The 18,946-nt window shown below is 48.4% G+C and carries 5 protein-coding genes; 4 read left to right on the plus strand and 1 reads right to left on the minus strand.

Annotated elements, in window-relative coordinates; genetic code table 11:
• The first annotated feature begins 136 nt into the window (after positions 1 to 136).
• From ACOMG9_RS09585 to ACOMG9_RS09595, 3 genes are all read left to right on the plus strand, one after another.
• The gene (locus ACOMG9_RS09585) at positions 137 to 3,787 is read left to right on the plus strand and encodes a DUF4116 domain-containing protein (RefSeq protein ID WP_494530134.1); all 3,651 of its coding nucleotides are present in this window, start codon (positions 137 to 139) and stop codon (positions 3,785 to 3,787) included.
• A 193-nt stretch (positions 3,788 to 3,980) separates the two neighbouring features.
• Complete coding sequence (locus ACOMG9_RS09590) at positions 3,981 to 7,751, plus strand: DUF4116 domain-containing protein (RefSeq protein WP_448216756.1); 3,771 nt, start codon at positions 3,981 to 3,983, stop codon at positions 7,749 to 7,751.
• A gap of 158 nt (positions 7,752 to 7,909) precedes the next feature.
• Positions 7,910 to 11,161, plus strand: a complete 3,252-nt coding sequence (locus ACOMG9_RS09595; RefSeq protein ID WP_494530135.1) for a PEP/pyruvate-binding domain-containing protein — start codon at positions 7,910 to 7,912, stop codon at positions 11,159 to 11,161.
• A 131-nt stretch (positions 11,162 to 11,292) separates the two neighbouring features.
• Here the strand turns inward: ACOMG9_RS09595 and ACOMG9_RS09600 are convergent, their stop codons facing one another.
• The gene (locus tag ACOMG9_RS09600) at positions 11,293 to 11,526 is read right to left on the minus strand and encodes a hypothetical protein (protein WP_448216758.1); all 234 of its coding nucleotides are present in this window, start codon (positions 11,524 to 11,526) and stop codon (positions 11,293 to 11,295) included.
• Between ACOMG9_RS09600 and ACOMG9_RS09605 the strand changes: the two genes are divergently transcribed.
• Positions 11,526 to 18,605, plus strand: a complete 7,080-nt coding sequence (locus ACOMG9_RS09605; RefSeq protein ID WP_494530136.1) for an autotransporter outer membrane beta-barrel domain-containing protein — start codon at positions 11,526 to 11,528, stop codon at positions 18,603 to 18,605. The two genes, ACOMG9_RS09600 and ACOMG9_RS09605, sit on opposite strands and share 1 nt — an antisense overlap.
• The last annotated feature ends 341 nt before the right edge of the window (positions 18,606 to 18,946 follow it).

Raw genomic sequence — 18,946 nt, forward strand, 5'->3', positions numbered from 1 at the left:
TATTATCGTCTTTCCTGTTATCTGTTTCAGACGGACGGGTGAACTTTATCAAAGTCTCATTGTCAAATGTCAGGTAATCGCTTTAAACGTTTGCACTTGAATCATGGATGAATAATATCATTAGAGGGATATCTTGATGCTAAATGCTACTGCTACTGTTGAAATTTCAAATCATCAAAACCTGGCGACCGACCCCAATCAGAATACTGAGGTCAATGAATTGCCTAAAAGGCACTTCAGGAATCTTGATCCCGGTGGCGTTCCCGACCCAAGGTCGCTAACCAAGCGCACCTGCCGTTCACCTGTTTCAGATCAGGCTGCTGACTGTTTTAGCGCCAACAGGGAACAATTTGGGGGTAAGGGCATGTTTTTGCTGCGCATGGTGCAAGCCGGTCTGTCTGTTCCACCCTTCAAATGTGTCACTGCTCAAGTTATGAATGCGCTTGCACAACAGCCTCTGGACCCCCATCGTTTAGCCCACTATCTCCCCGGGATCGCCCATGGATGGGGCGCAGAGACCAGCCTGACGAACATCCGGGAACATCTCAATACCTTGTCCGCTTCAGAGCAAACCAAAAAGAATAACTGGCTGGCGGGTCTGGCAGAATTTATTGCCAGTGATGACTATTACGAACAGGTTAAAGGTTCTGAAGCGGCGCAACACATCAGGGATCTGCACCAGGAGTTAAACGGATTCTCCCTATCACAGCCCGTGATTGTTCGCAGCTCTGGCATCAATGAAGATAACTACGGCGATGCCCAGGCGGGCAAATACCTCTCTGTCGTTCAGGAAGAAGACGATGTTTTAAGCACCTGCCTTAAGGTCATGGCCTCAGCCTACCGGCCTGAAGTCTGTGCCGAAGGAATACCGCAACCCATGGCACTGATCATCCAGCAGTGTATTGACTGCCTGTATGGCGGCGTCGCCATGAGCTTTCAATCCTTTCAGAATGATAACCTCATGGTTGAGTACACATCCGGTCAACCCAGAGGTGCGGTGGCAGGGCAGTCTGGTAATACGCCTCACCGTATTGATATTTCTCGCGAGGGTCGAGAAGGAGCTGACAGTTATCAATACTTTGCCGGGACGATCTCAAGCCAATTTATTCTGCACAAGAACAATAACGGTTATTCGGAAAAAAGAATTGCTGGCGCTGATGTCCAATCAAACGACGGCGGGCAGCGACTCACTGATAAGATGATTTCAAAACTCAGAAATATCGTGACAGAGCTGGAAAACCTGTTGTTCTGCCCCGTGGATGTTGAGTTCGCCATCGATCATTGGGGTCGTCTGTTCATCTTGCAGGTGCGCCCTGTTACCCGACTCTCTGGCGATATGGTTTTTACCATGTCCATACCGGAAGAGACCCTGGCCATTGGCGAGGGTATCAGCGAAGGCTTCTGTACCGGACCACTCTGGCAGGCCAATAAACAACACGCAGAATCTATGCCAGAGGGCGCCATTGTCGTGGCCCACCACGCTGAAGACTGGATGCTTGGGCCTGGCTTCCTGAAGCGGGCAGGGGGTTTTGTCCTGGCCGAAGCAGGATGCAATGATCATGTCGCGATAGTCATGAGGCAGAGAAAAATAACCCTGATGCGGGCTGGTGGCCAATATTTGGCGTTGGCAGCACACTATGGCCAACAGGCGACGCTGGCCTGCGCACGCTTTAACGGTGAGCCCGGAGCCTTTATTGTTGCCGGTGACATTGTCGAAAAACTGGCCAGTCACAAAAGTCTGGTCTCTGCTGTTCCTGATGCGCTGTTTGCAAAAGTTGCCCCGTCCCGGGAGGATCTGTCCCCACCTGAAGGCACATTCCATCAGGTCGCCAGCGGTTTTCAATGGCTCACGGATCAAAATGCCCGGCTGTTGGCATTTTTTGCTTCTGGTGGTGGACTGGATTATCTGGCGAACCCGGTAAAACTGAGTATGTCGCCACAACGATCAGAGCTACTCACAAAAACTGAGGACAGTGTAAATCGGCTGGTTGATGGGGCTGAAGCAATGCTGGATGGGTATCGGGCCTTCTTGCAGTTGGCGGGTAAATGGCCTTCATCCGAGGTCAAGTCAAGGTGGGATGAATTATCGCAACTGGACAACCGCTTCGAGATGCTGAAAGAGACCATTCAATCAGGGCTAAAGAGTGTCGTTCTGCCACTGCAAGCCGCTGAAAAAGGGCAGTTATCCCCGGGAGTGTTTCGTCAGTGGGTGGCAGACTGCCATCAGCTGCAATCCTGTCTTCAGGCACTCAACCTTGATGAGGCTAAACAGATCCGTAGTGTCCATGAGCTGATTTTTGCCCTGCATCAGCGTTTCGTAGGGGCATTGGAGCCGGTTACTCGGGATTTGTGTCAGGACAGGATATCTGAGGGAAATAACATCACCTATGTTGATTGGACGACCCGCAGTCAGGCGACACCGCTATTGAACTCGGCCGGCAAAGCAATGTTGAATAAATTATGGCTTTCAGGGTCTGTTGTCAGTTTGGACGATGCCTTGATTGTTAACCTGTCGCTCTGTCAACATATGAATGTTATCGAACTACTTGAACACGCAGAGGGGGGTAAAGGACGAACCTTGCGGATGACATTTTCTGACCAGTTTCAGAAACCTGATGGCAGTGATCAACCGGGCAAGTTAAAGCGTATGTGGTTTCTGGCCAAGTTACTGAAAGTGGTCGAACTGGATAAAGATTCTGATAGCATGAAGCTCAGTTGCAACGCCGCAGCGGGAAAAATTATCCTTGAATGCCACCGAATGACATCAACGAAAAACATGCAGTATGCCTTTGAAAAATTGCTAACAGTGCTAGGTGCTACTGATCAATTAGATGTTTTTCTGGACAGAGCCATTTTTGAAGAAGATCACTGGTGCTTTAACACACTTGCACAGCGCCTTGATAGCGATGTTGTCACAGAAGCCGATCGATTTGCCTTTGAAGACTGCCTTTTCTCAATTGCCAGAACTTATTTACATAGAGTTCCGCGTTTTTATCATTTATTAAGTAAACAACACCAGCAGTTTATTCGTTGTGTTCAACGCTTGGAAACGTGCATGAGAACATCGGCGGACCATTTTCTGAAAAAGTTAATGCGTGATGAGATCGGTGAGGGCACTCGTATTGAACTCTTACAGCATTTTTTATTGACATATGCTAAAACCGCTATGCCATTTTTTGAGATTATGTATCCTCACTTGAAAGGTCAACATTATGTTATCAAACCATCCTGCGGTACACGTCTGAAGTTTTATGTTCCGCCAGGTCAGCCATCTGGGGGTCACAAAGAAAAGTTCAAAAATGCCCTGCTCAAGCATGGGTTGAAATATGCCAGCCAGGCGGTTCTCAATGATAAAGACCTTGTGTTGCCCGCCATTTTAAAACATCCTGAACAACTGGGATATGTCAGTAAAGAGTTGAGGAATGACAGCGATATTGTCATGGCATCAGTCACTCAGAATGGTTCTCAGCTACAATACGCCAGCCAGAAAGTTAAGGATAATGAGGAAGTGGTCATGGCTGCTGTCAAACAGTGTGCCGGAGCCCTGGAGTATGCCAGTGAAAGATTGCGAAGCGATAAAAATATTGTTCGAATAGCCGTTGCTAAAAGTATGTATTATTTAAGAGGGGCCGGTGAACAGATATTAAATGATCGCGAGTTTTTGCTGGACTTGATTGCAATCGATTCATTTGCTTTCTCAAATATTACTAACAGCCTTCAACATGATACCCAGTTTATCAATTTAGCAATCTCCAGAAACCCCGAAGTTCGTAAATACGTCAGGTGATCTGCAAATAAGTTCTTTTCAACTCCGGGTACATTGACCGGTGCAAAGGTTGTTACCAGCTCATTACTTTTTTTCTATTGTCAGCTTCATGCTGTCGGTTGAACTTTATAACAATATCATTGTCAAAAGAAAGTAATCTATTGAACTTTAGCGATTAAATCATGGATGATTTTAACATGTGAGGGATGTCTTGATGTTACCTGCTACTGCTGAGGCGTCAGATTCTAAAAGCCTGACAAGGATTCCAAATCATAATATCCAGGATGGTAGTCCATCCATCGGGACTGATGATTCTCACAAAAGGTATTTCGGTAATTCTGATCCCGGTGGCGTTTCTGACCCAGAGTCGCTCGCCAGGCGCACCTGCCGACCAGCTGATTCAGGTCAGGCTGCTGACTGTTCCCCCTCCAACCGGGAACAATTTGGGGGCAAGGGAATGTTTTTGCAGCGCATGAAGAAAGCCGGTCTGTCTGTGCCACCGTTCAAGTGTGTTGCTGCTCAAGTCATGAATGCCCTTGAACAACACCCTCTGGATAGCCTTGACCGCTATCTCCCCGGGATTGACCGTGAACTGAGGGCAGAGACCAGCCTGAAGAACATCCGTGAACACCTCAATGCCTTGCCGCCTTCAGAGCAAAGCAAAAGGGATAAGTGGTTGCCGGGTCTGGCGCAATTTGTGGCCAGTGATGACTTTTACGAACAGGTTAAAGATTCTGAAGCGGCCGGGGAGATCAGAGGTCTGCTTCGTCAGCTGGACCGACTCTCCACATCACAGCCGGTTATTGTCCGCAGTTCCGGCATCAACGAAGATAACTACGGCGATTCCCAGGCGGGTAAATACCTCTCGGTAGTGCAGGCAGATGAGGATATTTTGCGCACCTGCCTCAAGGTCATGGCCTCAGGTTATCGGCCTGAAGTCTGTCCCGAAGTCATACCCCCACCCATGGCGCTGATCATCCAGGAGTGCATTGACTGTCAATATGGTGGGGTCGCCATGAGTTTTCAATCTTTTCAGGATAATACTGTCAGGGCAGAGTTTACATCGGGTCAACCCAGAGGCGCAGTGGCAGGGCAGTCCGGTAACACGCCCCACCGCCTCGATATTTATCGCAAGAATCACAAAGAAGAAGCTCTCAGCTATCAATACTTTCCCGGAACCCTCTCAAGTCACTTTGTCTTGCACAAGAATAATAACGGCTATTCGGAAGTAAGAATTGATCATGTTGATGCTCAATCAGGCGACGGTGGACTGCAACTCACTGATGAAACGGTTTCAGAACTCATGGAGGCGGTGACAAAGCTGGAAGACCTGTTGCTTTGCCCCGTGGATGTGGAGTTTGCCATTGATCGCCAGGGTCGCCTGTTTCTGTTACAGGTGCGCCCTGTTACCCGACTCTCTGGCGGCATGGATTTTGCCATGCCTATACCAGAAGAGACCCTGGCCAGTGGTCAGGGCATCAGCGAAGGCTATTGCACCGGAACACTCTGGCTGGCGGAAGAACAAGCGGCAGATTCAATGCCAGAAGGAGCCATTGTCGTGGCCGACCATGCCGAAGATTGGATGCTTGAGCCTGAGTTCCTGAAGCGAGTGAGGGGCTTTGTCTTTGCCAAAGCAGGATTCAATGATCATGTAGCGATCCTCATGAGGCAGGAAAAAATAACCTTAATGCGGGCCGATGATCAGTTTCCGGCATTGGCCGCTCAGAATGGCCAACAGACGACACTGGGCTGCGCCCGCTTTAACGGTCAGCCCGGAGCCTTTGTTGTTGCCGGTGACCTTACCGGAAAACTGGCCAGCCACAGAAGTTTATCCTCGGCCTTCTCAGATATGCCCCTGGGAAATGCTGTCCCGTCACGGGATGATTTGTCTCCCTCTGAAGACACACTTCGTCAGGTCGCCAGCGGTTTTCAGTGGCTGTCGGACCAAAACGCCCGCCTGTTGGCATTTTTTGCCTCCGGTGGCGGACTGGATTGCCTGGCCAACCCGATAAAACTGAGCATGTCGCGGCAACGATCAGAGCTACTGGCTGAGACCAGAGAGAACATTAAACGACTGATTTATGGGGCTGAAAAGCTGTTGGAGGTGTACCGGGCATTCCTGCAGCTGGCGGGCAACAGCAGTTCATCCCTGATTGAGACATTGCGAGATGAATTACCGCAAATGAACAAACGCTTTGAGACGCTGAAACAGACCATTCGATCTGGCTTGGAGAGTATCATTATGCGAATGCAAGCTGCTGAAGACGGGCAGCTTTCCCCGCTAATGTTTCGTCAGTGGGTGGCAGACTGCCAGCAGCTGCAATCCTGTCTTCAAGCGCTCAACTTCGGGAAGGCCGAGCAGGTGCGTAGTGTCCATGAACTGATTTTTGCTCTGCATCAGCGCTTTGTAGAGGCTCTGGCAGCGGTCACTTTGGGGTCGGGTCAGGGCAGGCTATCCGAAATAGGGCATGCCACCTTTGTTGATTGCACCACTCCGGGTAAGTCGGGTGAAAAGGCACCGCTATTGACTCCGTTCGGCAAGGAGTCCATCGGAAAATCAGCGAATAAAGCGACTGTCATCAGTATGAATGATGCCTTGATTGTTAACCTGAAATTAGGAAGTCATGTAGGCCTTGTCGAACTGCTCGAACAGGCAGAGGGGGGTAAAGGACGAACCTTGCGACTGAAATTTTCTGACAAATTTCGTAAGCATCGTGCATCAGGTCTTTATAATCCCGGCAAGTTAAAGCGCATGTGGTTTCTGGCACAGTTACTGAGAGCGATCGAACTGGGAGAAAATACCGAGAGCATGAAGCTGAGCTGCAACGAAGTAGCAGGTGAAATGATCGTCGAATGCTCCCGAATAAAATCACGTCCAGTCCTGCAGGGTGCCTTTGAAAAACTGATCACTGTATTAAACAGTACCTATAATCTGGATCTACAATTGTCGGACCTGCCCATCTTTGAAGGAGATCAGTGGGACTTTAACCTGCTGGCACAACGCCTCAATCGTGATATTACGACAGAAGCCGATAGATTCGCTTTTCATCAATGTCTTTTCTCAATGTTTTATGATTGGAAATTATACATTTATTACAAATGCCTTATTCCCTGCGACCAGTTATTGAACAACCACCAACAACGACAGTTTATTGATCATTGTCGAAGTTTAGGTGAATCAGAGAGCAATCTTGGGAAAGTGTTAATGAGTGATGAGATCGGTGAAGACAGTCGCAGGGAACTTTTACAGCATCTTTTATTGATACATCCGGAACATGCTATGCCATTGTTTGCCCATGTGTATCCCCATCTGGAAGGTCAATACTATGTTATCAAACCATCCCTTAATGTCAGACTGGAGTTTGATATTCCTCCGGGTCAGCCAGTTCCGGATGATAAAGAAAAGGTCAGGAATGTCTTACTCATGCATGGGCTGAAATATGCCAGCCAACGGGTTCGAAGTGACAAAGAGGTTGTGTTACCCACCATTAGAGTTTATCCAGGTGACCTGGAATATGTGAGTACAGAACTGAAAAATGATAAAGAGGTTGTAATGGCCGCAGTGACTCAGAAGGCCGGACAGTTGCAATATACCAGCCCGGAACTTCTTGACAATAAAGAGGTTGTCATGGCCGCAGTCTCTCAGAATGGTCGTATGCTGGAATATGCCAGCGCAACACTTCGGGATGATGAAACGGTGGTCATGGCCGCTGTTGAGACGTTTCCGCAAGCTCTGCGTCATGCCAGTGAAAGATTACGAGGCGATAAAAAAATTATACAAATCGCAAGCTCTGGTGATGTTCGTAGCTTATATTATGCCAGTGAAACCTTACTGAATGATCGAGAGTACATGCTGGGCTTAATTGAGAAGAACTCTATTGCTTTCGAATTTGCTGATTCAAGGCTTCAAATGGATTATGACTTTATCAATGCAGCAACCATAAGAAACCCGGCAGTTTTTGAATTCTTCGAAATACCCTGCTAACAAGGTCTGACCGGCTCTGGCAGCATTGGCCAGCAGACTTCGTTTTGCCCACTTCAGCCGTACGGTTGAACTTTATAAAAACATCAATGTCTATAGGAAGCAATCAATTAACGTATCAACCGTTGATTCATAGATGAACATAATGAAAGGGATACTTTATGCATTGTGCTACTTCTGAGACATCAGATCCTAAAAACCCGATAACAAATCCAAATCAGAATACCCTGGCTGGCACTCGATCCAATAGGGCTGGTGATTCACCTAAAAGATATTTCGGTGCCCTTGATCCCAGCGGTATTCCCGCCTCGACTTTGCTGGTCAAGCGCATTTGTAGTTCGCCTGTTCCAGGTCAGGCTGCTGACCATTCTTTCTCCGACCGGGAACAATTGGGGGGCAAGGGGATGTTTTTGATGCGCATGGAAAAAGCCGGTCTGTCTGTTCCGCCCTTTGAATGTGTGACAGCCCAGGTCATAAGTATGCTCGAAAAACACCCTCTGGATAGACAGCTGTTAGTCCGCTATCTCCCTGTGAATGTTGATGAACCGGATGCACTGACCAGCCTGACGAACATCCGGGAATACCTTAATACCTTGCCACCTTCAGAGCAAAGCAAAAAGGATGACTGGCTGGCAGGTCTGGCGGAATTTATTGCCAGTGAAGACTATTACCAACAGGTTAAAGACTCTGAAGCGGCGCAAAAAATCAGGGATCTGCGTCTTCAGCTGGACGGGTGCCCCACCTCTCAACCGATTATTATCCGCAGCTCTGGTATTAACGAAGATAACTACGGCGATGCCCAGGCGGGCAAATACCTCTCTGTCGTCCAGAAAGAAGACGATGTTTTAAGTACCTGCCTGAAGGTCATGGCCTCAGCTTACCGGCCTGAAGTCTGTCCAGAAGGCATACCGCAACCCATGGCGCTGATCATCCAGCAGTGCATTGATTGCCAATACGGCGGGGTCGCCATGAGTTTTCGATCTTTTCAGGATGGTACCATCAGGGTTGAGTACACACCCGGTCAACCCAGGGGGGCAGTGGCAGGGCAGTCTGGTAACACACCACACCGCATTGACATTTCTCGCGTGGAAGGAGCTGACAGCATTCAATACTTTCCGGGTACGATCTCAAGTCACTTTGTCTTGCACAAAAACAACAAGGGTTATTCAGAAACAGCTATTCAGAATGCTGACGCACAAACAGACGACGGCAGGCATAAACTCAGTGATCATTTGGTTACAAAACTCAGCCAGGCGGTGACAGAGCTGGAAAACCTGTTGCTCTGCCCCGTGGATGTCGAGTTTGCCATCGATCATCAGGGTAATTTATTCCTGTTGCAGGTGCGCCCTGTTACCCAGCTCTCGGGCGGTATGGATTTTGTCATGCCCATACCCGAAGAGAGTCTTGCCATTGGCGAGAGCATCAGCGAAGGCTATTGCACAGGGCCAATCTGGCTGGCCAATGAACGACAGGCAGACGCTATGCCAAAGGGCGCCATTGTCGTGGCTCAACAGGCTAAAGACTGGATGCTTGAGTCCGGGTTCCTGAAGCGGGCAGGTGGCTTTGTCTTTGCCTATGCCGGATTCAATGATCATGTAGCGATCCTCATGAGACAGCTAAAAGTCACTTTAATGCGGGCCAGTGGCCAGTATTCGGCGTTGGCCGCTCAGGTTGGGCAACAGGCGACCCTGGCCTGTGCCCGCTTCACGGGTGAGCCCGGAGCCTTTATTGTTGCCGGTGACATGACAGAAAAACTGGTCAGTCACAGAAGCCTGTCCTCAGCTTTTTCTGATGCGCCCCCGAAGCAAGCCAGCCTGTCAAGGGATGAATTGTCCCCTCACAGATGCATTTTCCGTCGGGTCGCCAGCTGCTTTCACTGGCTCACAGACCAAAATGCCCGTTTGTTGGCATTTTTTGCCTCCGATGGCCGATTGGGTTGTCTGGCGAATCCCGTAAAACTGAGCATGTCGCCAGCACGATTGCAACGACTGGCGGAGATCAGGGACGACGTAAACCAGTTGATTCGTGGAGCTGAAGTCATGTTGGAGGGGTATCAGGCGTTCTTGCGGCTGGCTGGTAAAACGGATTCGCCTCTGGTCAACTCATTGCGGGTTGAATTCCCGCAACTGAGCAGCCGATTCGGTGCGTTGAAATGGGCCATCGAATCAGGGTTGGAGAGTATTATTTCTGCAATACAAACCGCTGAAGAAGGGCGGCTCTCCCTGGTAATATTTCGTCAGTGGCTGGCAGACTGCCAGGAACTGGAATCCTGTTTGCAAACACTCAACCCAAAGGAGGCGGACCAGGTCCAAAGTGTTCATGACCTGATTTTTGCCCTGCACCAGCGCTTTGTCGAGGCGCTGGCTCCGGTGACTCTGGGCTCGGGGCAAGGCAGTATATCCAAGAGAAAGGATATCACTTATGTTGATTGTACGACCCCTTGTGAAAGGCCGCCGCTACTGACGCCTTCCGCAGCAGCAGCCATGGAAGCATTTAATTTTACAGCCACTGTCGTCAGTCTGAACGATGCCTTGATTGTTAACCTGAGGCTTGGCAATCATATGAGTGTTATTGAGCTGCTTGAACATGCAGAAGGGGGCAAAGGACGAACCTTGCGGCTTAAATTTGCTGACACCTTTGGTAAAGAATGGGACTTTGTAGTCGGCAAATTAAAGCGTGTGTGGTTTATGGTGCAGTTACTGAAAGAGATAGTACTCGATAATAATACCGATGGCTTAAAGACAAGTATCAATGCCGTAGCCAGTGAAGTTATCATCGAATGTCCCCGAATAAGATCACCTGAAACCCTGCAAAATGCCTTTCAAAAACTAATCATAGTGTTACGTGATATTAAAGATGTGGATATGAATTTGGACGATAAACCCATTTTTGAAGGGGACCAGTGGGACTTTAACTTGCTTGAACAACGGCTTGATCGCGATATTGCGACAGAAGCCGATAGATTCGCCTTTCGACGGTGCCTTTTCTCAATCAGTTATACCTATTTACACAAAGTTACTCTTTGCTACCCGTTATTAAGCAAGCAATACCAACAGTTTATTGATGATGTTCAACGTTTATCCCGGTGCGCGATAAAATCAAAGGACGATCTTCAGGCGCTTTTAATGAGTGATGAGCGCAGTGATAACAACCGCAGGGAACTGTTGCAGCATTTTTTATTCAGAAATCCTGAAGCAGCTGTGCCATTTTTTGACATTATGTATCCTCAATTGAAAGGTCAATATTATGTTATCAAGCCCTCCTTCAGTGAGCGTCTGGCGTTTTATGTGCCACCGGGTTTGCCGGTTGGGGATCACAAAGAAAAGATTGCGAATGCCATACGAATGCATGGGCTGGAATATGCCAGCCAAGCGGTTCGAAATGATAGAAAGTTTTATACTCACTATCTCTGAAGATCCCAAAGAACGCCAATATGTGAGTGAAGAGCCCAAGAATGGCAGCTATGTCGTCATGACAACATTCACTCAAGTCACTTCATTATGACTTGAAGCCGGGCTGTTAAACAGCAGATGAGGGATCAAAGTCAGCCCCGGAATACGTAAACTGTGTCGTTTTTCGGGCTAAAAACCTGTTTTTTAAAAATTAATGGGTATTTCAAAACATTCCTTTGATTACCTAGAATGAGTGTGGTAAAGCTCCGGTCATCTTTCGAACGCCAAATCAGATTTTCAGCGGTGGTTTCTCCCAAACTGTCTGCCGCCTCTTTCCCATAATACGCCTCCTGCTGATATTCCAATGACTTTTGAAGGTTTATCAATGAGTCATCCTTGGCCTAATGTTTTTTACTCGAAGATTATTCTGGCTTTTGCCGTTGTTTCTGTGATTTCCGGGTGGGTTTTGGGAGATGATAGCGGCGGCAGCCGCTTTGACCCCAAGGAATGGCCCCCCCATAAAACCAAAGTTGTAGAGTGGGTAGAATCCATCCCAAAAGATAGTACCGTTACCATAGGTCCCGCTGATCCATCCAAACCCGACGAGATAAATTACATAAAAATGGTGAATGGAACATTAAACATCGAAGGTTCTCTGACGAGCGAATTACCCAGTGGCAATAAAGTGCAGGCCGGGGTTCATATGATCGTCAGCGCTGTAGGCATGAATAATAGAGTCACTAACAAAGGCATACTCAGCAGTGCACGGGAGAAGAAGGGTTACGCTGCAGACGTCGTCATGGCCCTGACCAAATATGGGGATACTATCAGCAACGAGGGCATAGTCACTATTCAGGGGATAAAGAGACGAACTGCACCCACAGCCTTTCAGGCTGCGCACAAAGCTTCTGAGGCCGCTAATGAGATAAATGGAACCTTTAATATTTTAAGCGCTCCCGCAATGGGCTTTCTCATTATCAACGGTTTGGGTACAAACAGTGGCACTCTTAACTTGTCTAGCCAGTCCTCAAGCGACCAACCGTCCTATGGAATGAAAGCCAGAAATCAAAATGTCCACGACTTCGGAGTAGAACAGGGTAATGCAGAAGTTCGCAATAGAGGCACCCTCAACGTTAATGGCAAAAACAATTATGGTATGGCGGCAACCGCCGATGCCAGTAACCCTCCCCCGGTCGGTTACTCCTCCACCGCTGCCAACTGGGCCACTATCAACGTTTCTGGCGACGATAGTGTTGGTATGAGCACAGACACAGATCGAGCTAAAGTAGACAACAGTGGTGATATTTTTACCAAAGATAATGCTATTGGCATCAAAATCTCAGGCAATGGTCAGTTAGTGAATGCGGGAACCGTAAGAGGTACTGGCACCGGATTGCTTTATTCTGGTAATTTTCCAAGAGGCCTTAGCATTAAACCCGGATACGTCATTGAGGGGTCGCCTGCCATTAAAATGGAGCAGGCAAGTCAATCCCCTCTGTATTTGCACGGAGGATTCATAACAGGAAACATCGAGAGTGCTGGTGGCGAAGACAACACTCTTTATATTGCTCTTCCTGAAGAAGTTCCGGGTAAAAATACGACATTATCCATAAAGGGCAATATTTCCGGCTTTTCCACCATTAAGATTTCCGGATCAGGCTGGAGTCTGAGTGGCTGGATTTCAGAGGCGACAAGGTTTGATACATCCAGTCAAATCAATAGCTTGTTTGTGAGCGATACAATAGCATCCTCCCATGAAGCCCCTGACGCTTCCTTAAGGTTTGCTACTACAAGTGAGAGCAAGAACAAACTGGACATAAATACTGAAGGGGGAGGGAAGGTAGAGAGTCTGAACCTTTTCGGTAGCGCTCAGCTTAATCATTTACCGGAGCTAAAACATATAGCTGTTTACCATTCCGGGAACTGGTCAGTCTCGCCTGTTGCACCTTTGCCTGACCTGCTCACCATTACAGCAGGTTCAGGAGGTCAGATTGAAGAGATAACTACTAAACGTCCCTCGAACAAATCCAAATCACTCTATCTGTCGTTCAGCCAATCAACTTTGGTTGCTCGTGATCTGGTTGTTCATAGCTTGCCTGAGAGCATCATCAAGACGATTGATCTATCGTCAAAAGACGACCGAAAACCTCTATTGTTGTTTCTGGAAGGGGGGGAAACAGGAACCATCAAGGGCCGTTCTGACCTGAATGATAAATTTGTACTGAATAAGGGGTTAGTAACAGCAGCGGTTAATGATATCTCTACCATTACGGTAACAAGTGACAATACTAACGCCTGGTCAGTGACAGGGCCAGTCTACAACCCCGATTCCATAAATATAAACGACGGTGCGCAGATCAACAGCATCAATACCCACTCCAGCCATGGCAGTGACCATGGTGCTTTAAGTCTGGCATTTAACAGCACCAATAACAAAAACGACTTCATTAAAGTGGATAATCAGGGGAAATTAGGGAGTCTGGACTTCTCGAGTGACGCTGAACGTCCCAGGCTGAGGTTTCTGCAACAAGGTCAAACAGCAGTCATCAAAGGTCGTTCCGATAAACAGGATGAACTTGAATTGAAGACGGGTTCAGTGAAAGGAACGGTTGATAATATCCATACCGTCAGGGTAACAGGTGGGGATTGGACTGTTCTGAACTGGCTCACCGGCACACAGAAAGTGGATCTGCAAAGCCCTATTCATCAGATCCGTATTTCCGACAAGAAAGAACAGGGAACCTTGCCAGGCAGCACTCTGGGCCTGGTCAACAGCAAAAGTCCAATCAGTATCACCAGCCATGTTGATCAACAAACGGATCTGTGGTTGCGAGGTAAAGCTCAGATCAGCGATCTTCAGGGAGCCAGGAATATTCTGCTGGACACTGCTGACGTTTGGTCAGTGACAGGATCAGTCCCCAACCCCAAGTCCATAACCATTACCCCCCATGCCAAGGTCAGCAGCATCAATACCCGCCTCAGTCATGGCGATAAAACGTTAACCCTGACATTTAATGGCACCCATACTGACGATAACTTTTTTAAAGTAGATAACCGCGGAACACTGCAGAGACTGGACTTTTCGAACGGCGCTAAACGACCTCCTCTACAGCTCTCTCTGAAAGGGGTTGAGATGGGAGCAATCGAAGGCCATCCTGATCGGGACGATCAACTTATACTGAACACCGGCTTAGTAACAGGCGAAGTTAATAATATCCGTACCATCAATGTGACGGGTAAAGCATGGACGTTTCTGAACTGGGCCGTCGGCACACGACAAGTGATCCTGGAAAGTCCTATTCATCAGATCCGGGTTTCCGACAAGAAACAACAGAAAGCCGTGCCAGGCGCCACCCTGAACCTGATCACCAGCGACAGTCCAGTCAGTATTAGCAGTCATGCTGATCAACAAGCGGATCTATGGTTGCGGGGAAAAGCTAAAATCAGCCATCTTGAGGGTGTCAGAAATATCCTGCTTGACAGTGCTGAAGACTGGTCGGTAAATGGCTCAGTCTGCAACCCCAATGCTATCACCATAAGCCCTGAAACACAGGTCAGCAGTATCAATACCCACTCCACCCACTTAAACAGGGGAAGCTCGGATAAAACCTTAAACCTGTCATTTAACGGCAGCTACACAGACGACAATGTCTTTAAAGTAGATAATAGTGGAACATTGGGAAGCCTCGACTTTTCCAGTAACGCTAACCGCCCTCCACTGCAGTTTTCTCTGAAAGGGGGTGAAGTAAAAGAAATCAAGGGTCGTTCTGGTAAAAATGATGAACTGATACTTGACAAGGGTTTGGTGGCAGAAGCGGTTAATGATATTCATACCATCAGGGTAACAGGTCGGGAATGGACTTTTCTGAATTGGGCCACCGGCACTCAGAAAGTGGATCTGCACAGCCCTATTCAGCAGATCCGTGTTTCAGACCAGAGAGAGCAGGCAGGCGAGGAAGGGAAAAAAGGCTTGCCAGCAGCGACCCTGGGCATCATCACCCGTAGCAATCCAGTCAGTATCACCAGTCATGCCGATAAACAAACCGATCTATGGTTACAAGGTGAGGCCCGGATCACCGATCTTGAAGGAGCCCGGGGTATCTGGCTGGACAGCGCTAAAGACTGGTCGGTGACGGGGCAAGTACTAAACCCTGACTCCATAACCATAAGACCGGGTGCACAGGTCAAGAATATCAGTACCCACTCCGGATTCGGGACTCAATCTCTGGCTCTGGTGTTTAAAAGTATTGATGCCGACGATGACTTTAAAGTGGATAACTATGGAACACTGGAGAGCCTGGACTTGTCCGCTCATGCTCAGCGCCCTTCTTTAAAGCTCTCTCAGAAAGGCGGTGAAATAGTTAAAGAAATCAAAGGTCGCTCTGATAAAAATGATGAGCTGATACTGGACTCCGGCTCAGTAAAAGGAGCGGTTGATAGCATCCATACCATCAGGGTAACAGGTAAAAAATGGGATTTTCTGGACTGGGCCACAAATACACGACAAGTGACTCTGGAAAGCCCCATTCATCAGATCCGTGTTTACGACAAAAAAGATCAGGAAACAGTTCCAGAAGAGACCCTGAGCATCATCAGTGATAAGAATCATCCAGTCATTATTACCAGTCATGCCGATAAACAGGCAGATCTATGGCTGAAAGGTGAAGCCCAGATCAGAAAGCTTCAAGGAGCCAGACACATCCTGCTGGACAGTGCAGATGCCTGGTCGGTGTCAGGGCAAGTCAACAACCCCAGTTCCATAACCATAAATCCTGATGCCCAGGTCAGCAACATCAATACTCGTTCCACCTATGGCAATAAAACCTTAGCTGTGGCATTTAACGGCACCTTTAGCAACAACGATTTCTTTAAAGTGGATAACCATGGAACTCTGGCAAGCCTGGACTTTTCCAGCGACGCTCAGCGCCCTTCACTGCAATTTGTCCAATCCAGTGGTAATGCTGACCTGGTAAAAGCACGCCCTGGAATGAACGACACTCTTATAATGGTTTCAGGCACTCTCAGGGAACAGAGCGGCTTTGATAACCTGATCCTGCAGGGAGATAAATGGGGCTTTTTGAGAATGGAAAATCTTGACACTGTGAACCTTGTTAAAGGCGGTGTCGTTGCCAGAATCAGCGATGACACGAAGGATAAAAAAGGAACTGCTCGTCTGCTATTAGACTTTACCAAGTCTTTGCTCAAACGGTCAGCCTTTGCTATCAATAATGAAGGCGGTAAAATCTATGAAATCGACTTCTCAAGACCAGACTCCGCCCGTCCGCAGCTCTCCCTGAACCATGTCAATGGCATCACCGGAAACATTAAAGGGCAACCAGGCTACGGCGATAATCTGTTCCTCAACGGTGGCAAGATCACTCAATCGGTCAGCGGCATAGATAATGTCTGGATCACCGGCAAACAATGGGAAACCATTGCCATACAGAACCCATTAAGCATCACGGTGACTGAAAACGGTACAGCCAGACTAATAACGACCAGAACCATAGACCCTGCTGGCGCTGCTTTAAAATTACCTCTTAAATTCATCAAATCAGCGGTACCTTTCAAGAAGCTGACATTAAACACCCGTGGCACAATAGGAGAGATCAAGTTTGATGACTCCGTCTCCACTAAACGCCCACCCATCAACATTATTCAAGAGGGTGGCACCATTAGCGGCATCCTGAGCCTACCGGGTAAAGGAGACAGTCTGGATGTTCAGAACGGCATCGTAGAGGGCAACATTATCGGGCTAGACACCCTGACCTTCAGCGGTCCGGAAGCTCAATTCGGTGGTCAGCTGATTGAGACTATGGGAACAGTGAGCATTTCAGGCAAACTGACCCTGACCTCAAACCTGAAATTGTCTGTCACTCCCGTCAAATTTTTACAATCTGTTTCAGAGGCTGAATCTGATACCTCAACCGCCTTGGCCAAGACAACTGTCCATATTAACAAAGGCGGTACTTTATACCCGAAGGCACCTTCTGCAGCTCTGTCGTCCAGACGTGACAGTGCCTTGGAAGTGGCAGGTCTTTATAAGCAAGAGGGCACACTGGTAGTGACTCTGGATGAACTGCGTGACCTGAAAGCACCTTACATCAAAGCCACCAGAATTGAAGTCGGTCCTGAAGCCGATGTTTTACTGAATAATCAACCGGATATCGGTGACAGCGGCGAATATCTTTTGATGCAATCAAGCGACTGCGACATTAAAACAATGCCCTCCCTGGTAACGACTTCGTTCACTCCTCATACCCTTTACTACCTTCGCCTGACGGCCAGACAGCTGTTCCTTGTCAGCTACCATGTAGCGACATTTGTTGCGGATCTTGCCAGATCCGGTGTTGCCAACGATTCAGCCTTGAAAGCGATTGAAATAGCACTGACTACCCGTCAATCAAACGACAGTGAACCATTGAAAAACTGGATCCTGAGTCAGGTCAAGATGATCAAAAACAACACTGCCGAAGTCGCCAAAATTGTCAACCAGATGACTCCGGACCTGTCCGGTGCGTCCATAAGTTCTGCCAACGCTTCGATCAGACAGGCCCGTACTGCCGTTGGCGCCCGACAGACTGGCCTTCGCAACGGTATTGCTGCGGGTGATATGGTTGCCTCCGGTAATGTCTGGATGCAGTATGCCAACACGGATGCCAGGCAGGATAAAAAGGACGGGTACAACGGCTATGAAGCCAAAACCCACGGCTTCACAATGGGTGTTGACTCTGATCTGAATGAACGCATGACGTTAGGTGTCGCCTATACCTACTCAAAGGGTGATGTTTACGGGACCGATGGCTCAAGCAGCAGGATTGATACCGAAGGGCATACCTTCAGCGTCTATTCGAGCTTTGCGCAGGGCTCCGTGTTTGTCGATGGCCGTATAGGTTACAGCTGGAGTAATAATGATGGTAAACGTAACGTTGTCGGCAATGAGATCAAGGCCAAACATGATCTCAATTCGTGGGATGTTGGTCTTCTGACTGGCTATAAAATGCCATTGGGTCAGTCAGGAGAATGGCACTGGTTGCCACAACTGGCCTTCAACTATGCCAGCATCAAGCCAGACGACTACCGGGAGGCAAGCGTTAACGATTGGTCAGATATCCTGCGGTTTGCAAGAGTCAAAAGCGACACTTACGAGATACTGGAACTGGGCGCTGGTCTGAAACTGTCGGGCGATATCACCACAGCCAGTATGACCGTCAAACCTGAAGTCAGCCTGATGGCCTTCCACGATTTCAAGGATGACCCGGTGAGCATGACCGCGCAATTTGCCCAAGGTGGCAGTGCTTTTCTGATGAGCGGGGCCAAACGTGAACAAAGCCGTTACCAGTTCGATGCAGTGATTAATATGGAGAGCCACAGCAACCTGGCCTTTACTATCAGCTATCACTATGACTGGATGGACAGCTTCAAGGCCTATGGTTTTATTGCCAAAGTCAGCTACGGGTTCTGAGTAAGCCGTCAATTTTTCACCGGAAAGAGCGTAAAACCACCTTTCACCACCCCTTTTCCTTCAAGCCAGCCACCTGTTCATCCTTTCATATCAAGCTTTGTCTCGAAATTGTCCCCTAGGAGCCTGACCGAGAATAGCGCCCGTAGCGAGGACGGCAGAAAATTGAGGATGAAAATTCGGTTTTGTGAGGAGAATAGCGAGCTATTTGACGAACAAAAGCGGATTTTCAGACCAATTTGCTGCCGCCGCAGTAGGGCAGTCTATTCTCGGTCAGGCTCCTAGCAGCCTGTCGGACTTAAGACTGTCCTACACGGCAACTGCTCCTGCGTTGCTCTAGCTCC

The sequence above is a fragment of the Endozoicomonas sp. PH6C genome (genome assembly GCF_059322965.1).

What these genes read in the sequence shown, in the direction of transcription:
- ACOMG9_RS09585 (WP_494530134.1), top strand. Translation starts at nt 137, where the DNA reads ATGCTAAATGCTACTGCTACTGTTGAAATTTCAAATCATCAAAACCTG.
- ACOMG9_RS09590 (WP_448216756.1), top strand. Translation starts at nt 3,981, where the DNA reads ATGTTACCTGCTACTGCTGAGGCGTCAGATTCTAAAAGCCTGACAAGG.
- ACOMG9_RS09595 (WP_494530135.1), top strand. Translation starts at nt 7,910, where the DNA reads ATGCATTGTGCTACTTCTGAGACATCAGATCCTAAAAACCCGATAACA.
- ACOMG9_RS09605 (WP_494530136.1), top strand. Translation starts at nt 11,526, where the DNA reads ATGAGTCATCCTTGGCCTAATGTTTTTTACTCGAAGATTATTCTGGCT.